This is a genomic window from Streptomyces sp. NPDC004051, from assembly GCF_053604275.1.
The window spans coordinates 111,257-126,556 of sequence record NZ_JBSGHG010000002.1 but is presented as its reverse complement, the minus strand read 5'-3'; the positions used below and the strand labels follow the sequence as shown (position 1 = coordinate 126,556).

Genomic DNA, 15,300 nt, shown 5'->3' with positions numbered 1-15,300 from the left:
GTCAGCCGGTGAACTTCAGGTCGGTGATGGCCTGCTTGTAGCCGGCGCTGCTGTACCCGTCGGCGGGCGCGTTCGGGACGGCCGTGATCCACAGCAGCACGTACTGCGTCTTCACCGGGTCCGACGCCTTCACATTCAGCGATCTGTCGCTGGTCGTGGCAGAACCGATCTCCTTCATGCCGTCGATTCCGGTCGAAGGGGTCAGCGAGTCCGTGGCGTAGAGGTGCACCGTCGTGTGGTCACCGGTGTACCGGAGCCCTATCGACGCCGCCGAGACCTCCTTGGCCGAGCCGAGGTCGTAGACGATGCCCACTCCGGGTTTGTAGGGCGCGAGCGTCGGGCCGGCGTTGTACTTCTTGGTCCGCCAGTAGGTCGACTCGTCGTTGTCGTAGGTCTTGGTCACATCACCGGGAGCCTGAGCCGCACCCGTCGCTACGTACTCCCGAGCGCCTTGGATCGTGAGGGGCTCGGCCGGCTTGGGTTTTTGGGGGCTCTTGTCGTTGCCGTCCGTCGTCTGCGTCTTGTTGGTGTCGTCCGCGGTGCCGCCCTGGCCGATGAGGGCGTCCGCGAGCTGCCAGCTGCCCAGACCGAGTGCGGCGATCAGCAGCGCCGACACGGCCCACTTCAGCGCCTTGCCCGTACGACTCTGCAACGGGGGCGGCGGGGCCGGCACCGGCTGGGTGACGCCCGGACCGGGTGCCGGGCGCCCGTAGGAGCCCTGCTGGTATGTCGTGCGCTGGTAGTCCGGCGGGGTGGTGAAGGCAGGCTCCGGCGGGCGGATGCGGGGCATCTCGCCGATCGCCTTCACCAGTTCCTCCGGCGTGGTGCACGGGGACTCATGGCGGGAAGCGGTGGCGCCGTCGTTGGCCAGTGCGCGCATGGAGAGCTCGGACAGGCCGCGGTGGACACCGGCCCGCACCTGGTCGGGCGGGATCAGACCGATGTCCTTCGGCAGCCCTGACAGACCGTATGCGTCGATCTCGTACGGCCAGCGCTGGGTGAGTGCCGCGTACAGCAGGGCGCCGATGGATTCGGTGTCGGTGCGCTGCGGGGTGTCGGATTCGACGCCGCGCAACGCCGCGTTCACGGCGAGACCCCGAATGCGCCACTGACCCGTCGAGGTGCGCAGCACCGCATTGGGGTTCAGCCGAAGATGGGCCAGCCCCTCGCGGTGGGCCGCGGCCATGGCGGAGGAGACCTGACTGGCCATCTGGTAGGCGTCGTACACCTCGAGCGGGCCGGCCGCCAGGAGGGTGGTCAACTCGGTGGCGTCGGGGAGCCATTCGTGGACGACGTAGACGACGTCGTTCTCCTCGACGGCGTCCAGGACCTGGACGAAGCGAGGGTCGCCCAGCAGGGCGGAGGAACGGGCCGAGGCCAGGACGGAGCGGGCACGGGAGTGGTCCGCGGGCAGAATGTGCACACCGACGGCGCGGCGGAGCTTCTCGTCCACGGCACGCCAACTGCTGAATCCGTCCAGACGGGTGACGCACTCTTCGAGACGGTAGCGTCTGGCGAGCTTGTGACCGCTGTGCAGTTCGAGCGGCGACGTCGTCCCGGAACCGTCGGCCCCCGTGTTCTCCTGTGCCGCGTCGCTGTCCGTGTCCTGCTCCCGGTTCTTGACCAACCCGTCGGCCGTGGACTGGTCCGCCTGCGCGGTCAGCGGCTGTTCGCCGCTGTTGTCTGCCACGTCGACGGCAGCTGTGCTCCGTTCCGCCACCGTCGTTCCCTGCCTCCCCATCCCATGCGCGTCGGCCGACCGCCCTCGCGCGTCGTCCGACGCCAAAACCAATTGTGCCCACAGTCCGCCGCTATGCACGACACACAAAGGCTGACGATGGTTGTGCGGTTACCCGTGACTCAGCGTCCCAGGCGTCCGCGGACCATACCGACCAGCGAGTTGACCTCCACGATGCGCATCCGGCGGGCGGCGACGAAGAAGACGCCGAGCAGGACGGCACCACCGGCCAGCAGCGCGACGAACGAAGCTCCGGCGCCCTGGCCGAGACTGTTCCCGATGCCGTAGCAGACCGCACCGCTGAGCAGCGCGGCCGGAATCGAGGCGATGCACAGCCTGGCATACGTCCGCAGCACGCGGGCGCCGTCCAGGTCCCCGCCCAGCCGCTTGCGCAGCCGGCGCCAGGCGACACCGACGCCGGCCACATAGGCAAGGCCGTACGCGGCAGCCATGCCGACCACGGCCCAGCGGGCCGGGAGGACGAAGAAGCAGACGGCCGAGGCGATCGCGTTGACCGCGGCCACGATGACCGTGTTGTAGAAGGGGGTCCGGGTGTCCTCGTAGGCGTAGAAGGCACGCAGGACGACGTACTGCACGGAGTAGGGGATCAGACCGAGACCGAAGGCCATCAGCATGTAACCCATGTTGGTCGCTGCGTCGGTGCCCGAGGAGCCGAACATCAGCGTGCACATCGGGATGCCGAGCGAGATGAAACCGAAGGCGATCGGCACGATCGCGACGGCCGTGGTGCGCAGGCCCTGGGAGATGTCGTCCCGGACGGCGCCGCTGTCGTCCTCTGCCGCCGAGCGGGAGATCCGGGGCAGCAGGGCGGCCATCAGCGAGACGGTGACGATGGCCTGGGGCAGGCCCCAGATCAGCTGGGCGTTGGCGTAGGCGGCGAAGCCGGTGCCCTGGACATCGGAGTTCAGGCCGGCCGCTGTGGACAGCTGGGTCACGACCAGCGCGCCCGCCTGGTTGGCGAGTACGAACAGGATGGTCCACTTGGCGAGTTTCGCCGCCTTCCCCAGACCGTGCCCCCTCCAGTCGAAGCGCAGACGGAGACGGAATCCCGTCTCGCGCAGGTACGGGATCATGGCCAGGGCCTGGACGACGAGGCCGAGCAGGATGCCGATGCCGAGGAGACGCTGGCCTTCCGGTGGAATGTTCGTGACGGTCATCTTCGAGTTGGCGGCCGTGCCGTAGACGTAGATGAACGTACCGAGTGTCACGATGATGACGATGTTGTTGAGGACCGGGGTCCACATCATCGCGCCGAACCGGCCGCGTGCGTTGAGGATCTGCCCCATCACCACGTGTACGCCCATGAAGAAGATCGAGGGCAGGAAGTAGCGGGTGAAGGTGACGGCGACCTCGTTGGCCGCGGGGTCGGAGGCGACCGGGCTGGACAGCGCACGCACGAGGAGCGGCGCGGCGAGCCACGCGACGGCGGTGAGTGCGGCCAGGGCCGCCATCACGAGGGTCAGCAGTCGGTTGGCGTACGCGATGCCACCGTCGGCATCGTCCTTCATGGCGCGGACGAGCTGCGGCACGAAGACGGAGTTGAGGCCGCCGCCGACGGTGAGGATGTAGATCATGGTCGGCAGCTGGTACGCGACCTGGAACGAGTCACCGAGGAGCCCCAGACCGAGTGCCGAGACGATCAGCGCGGAGCGGATGAATCCCGTGAGGCGCGACACCATCGTGCCCGCCGCCATCACGGCACTGGACTTCAGCAGCCCTCCGGCCCGGCCGCCCTTCTTCGCGGGCGGCACGGCAGCCGGTTCCGGTGCGGGCGGCTCGGCGGCAGGCGGAGGTGTGGCTCCCGCGTAGTGGCCGGGTGCCGCGGAGGCCGGGCCGGGTACCGGAACCGGTTCGGGGGACTGTCGGTCGGCCACCTGCTGGTAGCCGGGACGCCCACCGCCGTGCTGTTCGGTGTAGCCGCCGTCCTGCTGCTGATCGCGGAGCAGGTGGGCGAAGGCGTCCGGCTCATGGCGCCGGCCTCCGGCCTGGCCGACCAGGTCGTCCACGCCCACGAACTGCGTCGTGCGCGGATCGTCCCCGTACGGGAGGTACGGGGACGGAGCGTCAGGTTCCGGTGCGGGGGCCTGGGCCCACACCCGTGGGTCGGGTGCGTGGGGCGACCGGGGAGGCTGCCCGTACAGCGGCTGCTGAGGGGTGTACGTGCCCGGTGGGGGCGGGGGGTGCGCCGCGCGGTCGTACAGGGCCTCCGCGACCGGGTCCTGGGCGGCGATGTCCTGCGCGCGGTAGGGGTCCTGGTCGTAGGTGTCCTGGAGATACGTATCAGCGGGCGGCTGCGGAGCCTGGTCGTGCCCGGGCGGCGGACCCTCGGGCGGGTCCGACTCGGGATGGCCCGAGTTGCCCGCGGCACGGCCGCGGTCACCGTCGTACGGCGCGTTCATGGTTACCCCACCTCATCGTCCCTGGCCCACCCGGCCACGACATCCTCAACGGTCCACTCTCTCACCCGTGCCGGACGGGTCTGCGCTTTCCGGTGCGGTGTCCGGTGCCGGGTCACTCGGCTGCTCCGGGGCGTCCGTTTCCGAACCGTCCTCCGTCTCCTCGGCGAGACGTACCGCGGAGGTGTCCGGGTTCTGCGGGCCTTCGGCGCCCCCGTCCGGCGCGCGCTTCTCCTCCAGGACCTCGCGGGCCGCGGCACGCTTGCGCTGGGTGTACATCCTGAAGCCGGCAAGGACGAGCAGCAGGACACCGCCACCGATGACCAGCATCACCGTGGCGGTGATCTCGGTGACCTTGACGTCGAAGGTGACCGGCTCGCCGTATTTCTGGCCGTCCTGCGTGTACAGCTGGGCGATCACCGTCGCCCGGCCGTTGGCGTTGGCGGACGTGGTGAACTTCACCGACTGACTGTGACCGCCCGAGACGGTGATCGGCTGCTCTCCGTAGGCGGCTCCCTCGATCTCGAGACGGGTCGGGTTGGTCGAGGTGAGCCGCAGCGTCAGGTGCTCGACGCCCTGTACCAGGTTGTTCTGGACGGTCACGGGGATCGTGGCACTGCGGCCGGACAGTTTCGTCTCCGACTTCTCGATCAGCTTCACCTGGTCGAGAAGTCCGTCGAGGTACACCTCGACGCCGCTGCGGTAGGTGGCCGCCTCGGCGGCCCTGCCGCGCCACGAGACGGACATCCCCCGGTTCAGGGCCCGGCCGAACGGGGTCACCACCCGGGACGGGTCGGAGAGGATCACCTGGAACTTGTCGAGCTTGTCCTGTGTCCTCGCGATCTGCTCGAACGCCGACTGCGGCAGCTCCTGCTTGCGCAGCGAGGAGGGATACGAGGAGGCGGAGGGAACCTCGGTGGCGGCGGCGGGGTCCGGCTTCGCCTTCGAGGCGGCGGTGAGGTCCTGGGGCTCCGACCAGTTTCCGTCCTGGACGGCTTTCAGTACCTCGGCCATCGTCTGGGCCTGGCTCGCGGAGGGAGTGCGCTGCGGGGCCACGACGACGCTGCGCTGCCTACCGGTCTGGAGGCTGAGCGTCAGGCTCTGTGCCAGGAACCGCTGCACCGTGGCCGTGGAGGTGGAGGCCTTGGTCATATCGCCCTGGAACAGGGTGGACAACCGGGCGTCCGCGACCACCGCCGTGGTGCCGCCCCCGATGGGGCGGGCGGCCGAAGGCGTGTACGACAGGTCACCGGTCTCCCGGAAACTGTCGCTGCGGGCGATCACCTTGTCGGCGCCGGCGGACGTGGCGACCTTGACGATGGAGGGGTCCACCGCGCCGTTGACGGGCCAGGCGAAGTCGGTGGTCGGTTTCACGTGGAGTATCGGCTCCACCGTGTTGACGACGACATCCGTGGCCTCCTTGAGATGACTCAGGGAGCCGGTGACCGACGTGCCGTTGTGAGCGAGGGAGGCAAGATCCGGATCGCCGAAGGGCAACGCGACGACCTCGTCGTCCGCCACCGCGCTCTGCACCCGGGCGAGCCATCTCTTGGCGACAGCCTGATGACGGCCCGCCGTGGTGGTGCCATCCTCACCTCGCACTTCATAGCTCTCGGTCATCGCGTCGACGGATGCCAGCAGGTCCGGATCGACCACCCAGGTGACATCGAGGTCCTTGCCCAGTGCCACCATTCGGTCCAGACGACCGCCCGGGGAGATCTCCTTGGCCAGGACGTCGTCGCGGAGGACCGGGGTCTGCTGCTCGTCCGAACCGGTCTCCGCCGTCGTGTGGACCGTGGAGATCAACGGCCACAGAAACGTCGTTCTCGTCTTCTTGTCGACTTCCTCGGGCTGCCACGGCAGGAACGTGCGCCGGACACCGAGGGTCTGCTCCCACGGCTGGGCGGCAGTCTGCCCGGAGAGGGCCACTGCCAGCTGGTAGACGCCGTTCTCTCCGAGGCTCAGTTCGTCCGCCGGCACGGAGATGCTGAAGGGCTGCGAGACACCCGGAGCGAGGCGTTCGAACTCCTGGGAGTACTTGTCGTCGATCTCCGGGCCGACGGAGCCCTGGACGTCGTCACTGTTCCTGGCGACGGTCTCGATCCCGGAGCGGGTGTCCAGCAGGGGGCCCACACGCAGACCGACGTGGGCGGCGGTGACCGCCTTTCCACCCTTGTTGGTCACCGTGCCGGACACGGTGACGGTGTCTCCCTCGGTGGGGGTGCTCGGGGTGAGCGAGTTCACGGAGACGGAGACCGATCCCGCACCGGAGGGAGCCTGCCGGGCGCTCTGTGCGGTGGCGCTCGCCGGAGACGCGGCGGGCAACTGGAGCAGGCCGGCCAGCAGGGGTACTCCGGCGAACAGGGTTCCGGTGCGCCGCAGCCAGCGGTGGGCAGGTGAGGCACTCGTCCCCTGGAAGTCTGCCGCCTCGGCCACGCGCTCGCCCGTCCCTTGTCGTCGTCAGTGGTCGTCGGAATGTACGTCCACGCATGGTAACGAGGTGCGGAAGGGCTGAGTGCCGCGGACCGGTCCGCAAGATCGGGGGGAGCGCCGCCCTGCCCTCTATGTGGCTGTATAAGGGGAGCCCGTCCCGTGCCTGGGGGGCAGGCCTCGTACGGGTCTCGCCGGAGGAGGCCGTGCCCGGCCCAGGGGGAGCCTCCGGCCGTCCGGGCCACGTACCCTTTTCTGTTGTGCCGAACGCCAACGAACAAACCAGTGCCCTGAGCCAGGTGCAGGACCAAGCAGTCAACGAACTGCTGAGGGTCGCCCCTGTCGCCGACGACCTCGCCCGCCGCTTCCAGGAGGCCGGTTTCTCACTCGCCCTGGTCGGCGGTTCGGTCCGGGACGCTCTGCTCGGCAGGCTCGGCAACGACCTCGACTTCACGACCGATGCCCGCCCGCAGGACGTTCTGAAGATCGTCCGCCCGTGGGCGGACGCCGTCTGGGAGGTGGGGATCGCCTTCGGCACTGTCGGAGCCCAGAAGGACGTCCGCGTCGGAGACGTCGACCGAAGCTTTCAGATCGAGGTGACGACCTACCGCTCGGAAGCGTACGACCGCACGTCACGCAAGCCGGAGGTGGCGTACGGCGACTCCATCGAGGAGGACCTCGTCCGCCGTGACTTCACGGTGAACGCGATGGCCCTCGCACTTCCCGCGAAGGAGTTCATCGACCCGCACGGTGGCCTGGACGATCTCGCGGCCGGTGTGCTGCGCACACCGGGCACCCCTGAGGAGTCCTTCTCGGACGATCCGCTGCGGATGATGCGAGCCGCGCGCTTTGCCGCTCAGCTCGATTTCGAGGTGGCTCCCGAGGTGGTCACGGCCCTGCGGGAGATGGCCGGTCGCATCGACATCGTCTCGGCCGAACGGGTCCGGGACGAGCTGAACAAGCTGGTCCTGTCCGCTCACCCCCGCAAGGGACTGACACTGCTCGTCGACACCGGGCTCGCCGACCACGTGCTGCCCGAACTGCCGGCCCTGCGCCTGGAGAGCGATGAGCACCACCGGCACAAGGACGTCTATGAGCACACACTGATCGTCCTGGAACAGGCGATGGCGCTGGAGGACACCGGCCCCGACCTGACACTGCGCCTTGCGGCCCTGCTGCATGACATCGGCAAGCCGCGCACGCGCCGTTTCGAGGGCGACGGCCGGGTCTCGTTCCACCACCACGAGGTGGTGGGCGCGAAGATGACGAAGAAGCGCATGACGGCTCTCAAGTACTCCAACGAACTGGTGAAGGACGTCTCACGCCTGGTCGAGCTTCATCTGCGTTTCCACGGCTACGGCACGGGAGAGTGGACGGACTCCGCCGTCCGTCGCTACGTCCGGGACGCGGGGCCGCTTCTGGATCGGCTGCACAAGCTGACCCGCTCGGACTGCACGACACGCAACCGCCGCAGGGCGGCCGCGCTGTCCCGTGCGTACGACGGCCTGGAGGAGCGCATTGCCAAGCTCCAGAAGCAGGAGAAGCTGGACTCCATCCGCCCGGACCTCGACGGCAACCAGATCATGGAGATCCTCGGCGTCAAGCCCGGGCCGGCGATCGGCCAGGCGTACAAGCACATGCTGGAGCTTCGTCTGGAGAACGGCCCGATGGAACAGGGCGCGGCGGTGGCTGCCCTCAAGGAGTGGTGGGCCGAGCAGCAGGGCTGAGAACGCGGAAAGGGAGTAAAGGGAGTCGTGTTTCACGTGAAACACGACTCCCTTGCACATGCGTGGGGGCGGTGTTTCACGTGAAACACCGCCCCCACGCATGTGGTCCGGGTGGAGGTGTTACTCCACTTCCTTGAGGCAGAGGACCACCTTGTGGCTGCTGCTGCCCGTCTGGTAGTACGAGATCGTCGCTTCCTGGACGGCCTCGCACTTGCTGTCGTCACTGGTGTTGCCGAACTTTTCGACGACCTTGTACTGGGCGTCGCTCGAAGAGCAGTCGACCGTCTTGAGGTCCGGACTCGCCTGTGTGCCCTCGTTGTGCATACAGCTGCCCACGGACGTGGTCTCCGCGTCAGTCTGTCCGAAGAACCACTTGCCCAGGGCGATGAGGACCGCGACGACGATGAGGCCGAGGACGCGCAGCAGCTTCTTGCTGAAGCGCCCGGCGGGAGTCGGCGGGGGAACCGGGGCCCCCTGCGGGGGGAAGCCGGGCTGACCGGCCTGCTGGGGGAAGCCGCCCTGGGGCGGGTGCGGAGCCTGGCCCTGGGGCTGGCCGTAGGGCTGCTGCTGACCCTGGGCGAAGGGGTTGCCCTGAGGCGGCGGAGTGGTCACTTGGAGGTCCCCCTGGAACGTGAGTGCGTGGCGCAAAAGACGCGTTGACAAGACGCACGTAAGGTATCGGCTGTCACTGACAACGCCACGCCGTGCAGGAGCTCTGTGGCATTGATGTGACACTTACTGGCGCTCAAAACGGCCGATAGCCACAGCTACTGCCCCGTAGATAACGGCGATCGTTACCACCAGTGGGGCCGACCGACCGTCCGGTGGCAGCATCAGGGCGGCCACTCCGGCGGCGCCGACGAAAGCCACGTTGAACAGGACGTCGTAGAGGGCAAAGATCCGGCCTCGGAAACCGTCCTCGACGGAGGACTGGACGATGGTGTCCGTGGCGATCTTCGCGCCCTGGGTGGTCAGCCCCAGGACGAACGCCCCGACCAGCAGGGGGCCGGTGGCGAAGGGCAGTCCGAGCGCGGGCACCAGGACCGCGGCGGCCGCCGCGCACAGCATGATCCATCGGCCGGGCCCGAACCACCCCGCGGCCCAAGGAGTCACGACGGCCGCGACGAAGAAGCCGGCGCCGGACACGCCCAAAGCCAGTCCCAGAAGGGCGAGTCCCTCGTCCGTGGTCTCGGTCAGGGCGTACCGGCACAGCATCAGCAGCATGACGAGCATGGCGCCGTAGCAGAACCGCATCAGGGACATCGCGGTGAGCGCCCAGGCCGCCTCCCTGCGCGGAGATGCGGCAAGGTGGCGCAGGCCTGCCAACAGATCGCGGGCGGTACCGGTGAGTGCCGTGGTGAGCCGTGGACGTACCAGCGCCCGGTCGGGACCGAGCAGTTCCTTCGCTATGCGTAGCGACGCCAGGGCCGCGCACAGGTACAGCGCCGCGCCCACGAGCACCACGGCGGCGTCGGAGTCGGCGACGACCAGACGTACGAGGAAGGCCAGACCGCCGCCCGCAGTCGCCGCGAGGGTGCCGGCCGTCGGCGAGAGGGAATTGGCGACGACCAGCCGTTCGGAGTCCACGACGCGCGGCAGGGCGGCGGACAGGCCGGCGAGGACGAAGCGGTTGACGGCGGTGACACACAGGGCCGAGACGTAGAGAAGCCAGTCCGGGACCTGGCCGAGGATCAGGACGGCGGTCACCGAGGCCATCAACGTGCGCAGCAGGTTGCCGTACAGAAACACCTGACGGCGGCGCCAGCGGTCCAGCAGGACCCCGGCGAAAGGGCCGACCAGGGAGTAGGGGAGCAGCAGGACCGCCATGGCGGAGGCGACGGCCGCGGCGGACGTCTGTTTCTCCGGCGAGAAGACCACATAGGCGGCGAGGGCGACCTGGTAGACGCCGTCGGCGCTCTGAGAGAGCAGCCGGACGGCGAGCAGGCGTCTGAAGCCCTGGAAACGCAGCAGAACGCGCAGGTCACGGACGACGGCCATGAGCCACAGCCTCACATACGGGGAGGGTCCCCGGGTCACACGACCCGGGGACCCTCAACTGCCCACAGCGGGGAGGTTCTAGCGCTCGTCCTCGCCCTGGATGAACTTCTCGACCTTGGCGCGGGCGTCGTCGTCGAAGTACTGCACCGGAGGGGACTTCATGAAGTACGACGAAGCCGACAGGATCGGGCCGCCGATGCCGCGGTCCTTGGCGATCTTCGCGGCGCGCAGGGCGTCGATGATGACACCCGCGGAGTTCGGGGAGTCCCAGACCTCGAGCTTGTACTCCAGGTTCAGCGGGACGTCGCCGAAGGCACGGCCCTCGAGGCGCACGTAGGCCCACTTGCGGTCGTCCAGCCAGGCGACGTAGTCGGACGGGCCGATGTGCACGTTGTTCTCGCCGAGGTCCCGGTCGGGGATCTGGGAGGTGACGGCCTGCGTCTTGGAGATCTTCTTGGACTCCAGGCGCTCGCGCTCGAGCATGTTCTTGAAGTCCATGTTGCCGCCGACGTTCAGCTGCATCGTGCGGTCCAGGACGACGCCGCGGTCCTCGAACAGCTTCGCCATCACGCGGTGCGTGATGGTGGCGCCGACCTGGGACTTGATGTCGTCACCGACGATCGGCACGCCGGCCTCGGTGAACTTGTCCGCCCATTCCTTGGTGCCGGCGATGAACACCGGGAGGGCGTTGACGAAGGCGACCTTGGCGTCGATGGCGCACTGGGCGTAGAACTTCGCCGCGTCCTCGGAGCCGACGGGCAGGTAGCAGACCAGGACGTCGACCTGCTTGTCCTTGAGGACCTGGACGACGTCGACCGGCTCCTCCGCGGACTCCTCGATGGTGGCCTGGTAGTACTTGCCGAGACCGTCGAGGGTGTGACCGCGCTGGACCGTCACACCGGTGTTGGGGACGTCGCAGATCTTGATGGTGTTGTTCTCGGAGGCGCCGATGGCGTCAGCGAGGTCGAGGCCGACCTTCTTGGCGTCCACGTCGAAAGCGGCGACGAACTCGACGTCGCGGACGTGGTAATCGCCGAACTGGACGTGCATCAGGCCCGGGACCTTGGACGCCGGGTCGGCGTCCTTGTAGTACTCGACTCCCTGTACCAGCGATGCGGCACAGTTGCCCACGCCGACGACGGCTACGCGAACCGAACCCATTCCGGTTGCTCCCTGTGTAGTACGAGTGAGGCCCTGAGCGGGACTCACGTGACGGTGTCGTCGGGCGAATCCGGCCGGGGGTGGTCCCCGGGCCGGGGCAGGTCGCCCGACGCTCCAGATGTGGTGTCCTGTCGAGGGGTCGCCCCGGAGGCGGGACCCTTGAGGTCTCGCCCGGCCCGCTCGCTCTCGATGAGCTCGTTCAGCCAGCGCACTTCCCGCTCCACGGACTCCATCCCGTGACGCTGGAGCTCGAGCGTGTAGTCGTCGAGACGCTCCCGGGTCCGGGCCAGGGAGAGGCGCATCTTCTCCAGGCGCTCCTCCAGCCGGCTGCGGCGGCCTTCCAGCACACGCATGCGTACGTCGCGTGACGTCTGTCCGAAGAAGGCGAACCGCGCGGCGAAGGTCTCGTCCTCGTACGCGTCGGGGCCCGTCTGGGAGAGCAGCTGTTCGAAGTGCTCCTTACCGTCGGCCGTCAACCGATAGACGATCTTGGCGCGACGACCCGTGAGGGGAGCGGCGAGGGCGTCCTCTGTGGTGTTCCCCGGTTCCTCGATCAACCAGCCGTTGGCGACCAGCGTCTTGAGGCAGGGGTAGAGCGTCCCGTAGCTGAAGGCACGGAACACACCCAGTGACGTATTGAGTCTTTTGCGCAGCTCATAGCCGTGCATCGGAGACTCGCGGAGCAGGCCGAGTACGGCGAACTCGAGGATCCCGGAACGCCGGCTCATCGTCGCCTCCTCTCTGCCGCGGTCGTGCCGTGACGGTCTCGTGGTCGGCTCATCGCCGTCTTTATGCCGAGCTGATGTATCGACTCGATACATCACGACGATAGAACGGTCATCCGGCCGGGACAAGGGGGAGGGTGGTGAACGGGATCACATCACCGGTTCGATCGGAGCAAGTTGCCTGATTTGAGCCGAACTTCTGCGCTCGGCAGGTTTTGACGATGCGTAGTCTGTGCGCCATGCACAACACACCGGGAACCGAGTGACGCCTGGGGGCGTCCTCGTCCCCGGTGCAGTACGGGATGAATGCGGAACCCACCGCATCCGTACTTCGGGGGGACCGGAAACCAGCTGCCGTTTCCAGGCGCGCGAGATGCGCCTGCCCGAGGAGTAGTCGTTCGATGAGCGAGCACCGTCGCAAACCACCGCAGCCGCAGGGTGGCGGACGTGCCGCGGCCCGACGAGGCCAGTCAGGCTCGTCCTCCGGCCGCCGCGCGGCGCCGCGCGGCGCCACCGGGTCTCCGTCCGATTCCTACGGGTCGGACTCGGGGGGCGAGGAGCACAGTTATGGAAGCCGCGCCGAAGCGCGACGCGCGGCACAGAGAGGCGGGAGCCGCCGGGCCGGCTCCACCGGGCCCGGCCGGGGCCGGGCGGCACCTTCCGGCAAGGAGCGGATCATCGACTATCCGCGCCACGACAAGGACGGCTGGCGCCGCTGGATGCCGTCCTGGAGACTCGTCACCGGTCTGTGTATCGCGTTCTTCGGCAGCATGGTCGCTGCCGCGGGGATCGGGTACGCGATGGTGGGCGTTCCTGACGTGGCCAAGACCGCCAAGGCGCAGAACAACGTCTACTACTGGTCCGACGGCTCACAGATGGTCGCCACGGGCGGTGAGCGCAACCGCCAGATCATCGAGCTCGAAGAGATCCCCAGGGCGATGCAGCTCGCGGTCATCTCCCAGGAGAACAAGACGTTCTACGAGGACAGCGGCATCGACCCCAAGGGCATCGCCCGCGCCGTGTTCAACATGGCCAGGGGCGGCAACACGCAGGGTGGCTCCACGATCACCCAGCAGTACGTCAAGAACGCCATGCTGGACGACCAGTCGCAGACGCTCTCCCGCAAGGTCACGGAGATGTTCGTCTCGGTCAAGGTGGGCACCACCAAGGAAAAAGATGAGATTCTCGCGGGCTACCTGAACTCGGCGTACTACGGACGTGGGGCCTACGGGATCCAGGCTGCGGCCCAGGCCTACTTCGACAAGAAGGCCATTGATCTCAACGAGGGCGAGTGCGCCTTCCTGGCGGCGGTCCTCAAGGGAGCCACCTACTACGACCCCGCCGGCGCCAGCTCCATCGACCCGGTCCACGCCACCCCTGCGAAGAACAAGAAGCGTGCCCTGCTCCAGATGCAGGACACGCTGGAGAAGATGGTCGAGTACGGACATCTGGATCCCTCGATCAGGGCCAAGTACACCAAGCTGCCCGAGTGGCAGAATCCCCGGTCGAACACCGCGCTGAGCGGGCAGACCGGTTACCTCGTGGACCTCGCCAAGGCTTACATCGTCAACAACAGCGAGGAAACCGGCATCACCGCCGACCTGCTGGAGCAGGGGGGCTACTCGATCTACACGACCTTTGACAAGAAGAAGGTCAAGGCACTCGAGGAGTCGGTCCAGAAGGTCTACAAGAAGAACATCAAGCCCGAGGAGCGCCCGGAGACGGACACCCACGTCCAGTTCGGCGGGGCCACGGTGGACCCGGCGACCGGCGCGATCGTGGCCATCTACGGCGGCACCGACGCGACCAAGCACTTCACCAACAACGCCGACTCGACCGGCGCCCAGGTCGGCTCGACGTTCAAGCCATACGTGCTGGCGGCCGCCATGCAGTGGGGCGTCCGGGACCCCGACAAGGATCCGGACCAGGCCCAGGACGAGCGGACGCAGGTGTCCGAGAAGAGCCTGTACAGCGGCAAGAACAGGCTCAAGATCAAGGAGTACGACGGGTCGATCTGGCAGAACGAGAAGGGTGAGCAGTGGGAGCAGGTCAATGACGGCGACGAGACGTACGGCACTGCGCCCGACTACAAGATCGACCTCCGTGAGGCGATGCAGTACTCGGTGAACTCCTCCTTCGTCCAGCTCGGCGTGGACGTCGGCCTGGACAAGGTGAAGGAGTCCGCGATGCTGTCCGGGCTTCTGGAGGGCAGCCTCGCCGGAACGAACTACCCGTCGTTCTCCCTTGGTACCTCCAGCCCCAGCGCGATCCGGATGGCGGGTTCGTACGCCACCTTCGCGGCCAGTGGTAAGCAGCGTGAGCCGTTCTCCGTCAAGAAGGTGACGAGCAGCAAGGACGGCACGGTCTACACGCACAAGACCAAGACCGAGCGGGCGTTCACCGCTCTGGTCGCGGACAACGTCACGGACGTCCTGAAGACCGTGGTCGAGGAGGGAACCGGCTCCAACGCCCAGCTCGAGGGTCGCGAGGTGGCCGGCAAGACCGGTACCACGGACGGCAACAAGTCCGCCTGGTTCGTCGGCTACACCCCGCAGCTGTCCACCGCGATCAGCATGTTCCGGTACCCCGACGACGAGACCATCAAGAACCGCGAGTTCCTGAAGATGTTCGGTACGGGCGGCCAGAAGAAGATCCACGGTGCCTCGTTCCCGTCCGAGATCTGGGCGGACTACATGGAGGACGCGCTGAAGGGGAAGGAGTCGGTGCCCTTCCCGACGCCGAAGCCCATCGGCAAGATCGTCAACGACGCTCCGTCGCCGACCCCCACTCCTTCGCCCACCGAGACCGAGGAGGAGACGCCGTCGCCGTCTCCGTCGACCTCGGAGCCCGAGCCGGAGCCCAGTACCCCCACGCCGAGTGAGACCGAGACCTGTAGGCCGCTCGACTTCCGCTGCAAGGGGGAGGACGACACGGGTGGCACCGGGCCGGGCGGGCCGGGTGGTGCGGACGCCGGCGGGACGGATGGCGGGGTGACCAGTTCACCGTCGCCCTCGGAATCGGAAGAGGAAGGCAACAACCGCGGCAACGGAAACGGTGGCGGAAACAACGGGGGCTTCTTCGGAGGCCCGGCCGGGTAACCGGAC

Annotated in this window: 9 protein-coding genes; 2 read left to right on the top strand and 7 right to left on the bottom strand. The window is 67.9% G+C overall.

The window, feature by feature from the left end:
* Position 1: 1 nt before the first annotated feature.
* The 3 genes from ACWEQO_RS04110 to ACWEQO_RS04100 all read right to left on the bottom strand — a co-directional run bounded on the left by ACWEQO_RS04110 (position 2) and on the right by ACWEQO_RS04100 (position 6,591).
* Complete coding sequence (locus ACWEQO_RS04110) at positions 2–1,720, bottom strand: protein kinase family protein (protein ID WP_452978675.1); 1,719 nt, start codon at positions 1,718–1,720, stop codon at positions 2–4.
* Positions 1,721–1,860: 140 nt separating this feature from the next.
* Positions 1,861–4,158, bottom strand: coding sequence for a murein biosynthesis integral membrane protein MurJ (gene murJ / locus ACWEQO_RS04105; protein WP_361457327.1), 2,298 nt, complete (start codon positions 4,156–4,158; stop codon positions 1,861–1,863).
* A gap of 45 nt (positions 4,159–4,203) precedes the next feature.
* Complete coding sequence (locus tag ACWEQO_RS04100) at positions 4,204–6,591, bottom strand: DUF6049 family protein (protein WP_452978672.1); 2,388 nt, start codon at positions 6,589–6,591, stop codon at positions 4,204–4,206.
* Positions 6,592–6,845: 254 nt separating this feature from the next.
* On the opposite strand from ACWEQO_RS04100, the gene ACWEQO_RS04095 reads away from it, so the two are divergent.
* Positions 6,846–8,312 carry a CCA tRNA nucleotidyltransferase gene (locus ACWEQO_RS04095; protein WP_452978670.1) on the top strand — a complete coding sequence of 489 codons (1,467 nt, stop codon included), beginning with the start codon at positions 6,846–6,848 and terminating at the stop codon, positions 8,310–8,312.
* A 120-nt stretch (positions 8,313–8,432) separates the two neighbouring features.
* Here the strand turns inward: ACWEQO_RS04095 and ACWEQO_RS04090 are convergent, their stop codons facing one another.
* The 4 genes from ACWEQO_RS04090 to ACWEQO_RS04075 all read right to left on the bottom strand — a co-directional run bounded on the left by ACWEQO_RS04090 (position 8,433) and on the right by ACWEQO_RS04075 (position 12,199).
* Entirely contained in the window at positions 8,433–8,924 is a 492-nt protein-coding gene (locus tag ACWEQO_RS04090; RefSeq protein WP_452978668.1) for an LppU/SCO3897 family protein, read from the bottom strand.
* A 123-nt stretch (positions 8,925–9,047) separates the two neighbouring features.
* Entirely contained in the window at positions 9,048–10,310 is a 1,263-nt protein-coding gene (locus ACWEQO_RS04085) for an MFS transporter (protein ID WP_452978665.1), read from the bottom strand.
* 78 nt (positions 10,311–10,388) lie between these two features.
* Positions 10,389–11,471 carry an inositol-3-phosphate synthase gene (locus ACWEQO_RS04080; RefSeq protein ID WP_361457312.1) on the bottom strand — a complete coding sequence of 361 codons (1,083 nt, stop codon included), beginning with the start codon at positions 11,469–11,471 and terminating at the stop codon, positions 10,389–10,391.
* Between the two features lie 44 nt (positions 11,472–11,515).
* Positions 11,516–12,199, bottom strand: coding sequence for a PadR family transcriptional regulator (locus tag ACWEQO_RS04075; protein ID WP_361457309.1), 684 nt, complete (start codon positions 12,197–12,199; stop codon positions 11,516–11,518).
* Between the two features lie 398 nt (positions 12,200–12,597).
* Here ACWEQO_RS04075 and ACWEQO_RS04070 point away from each other — a divergent pair, with 398 nt between their 5' ends.
* Entirely contained in the window at positions 12,598–15,294 is a 2,697-nt protein-coding gene (locus ACWEQO_RS04070) for a transglycosylase domain-containing protein (protein WP_452978661.1), read from the top strand.
* Positions 15,295–15,300: the final 6 nt, after the last annotated feature.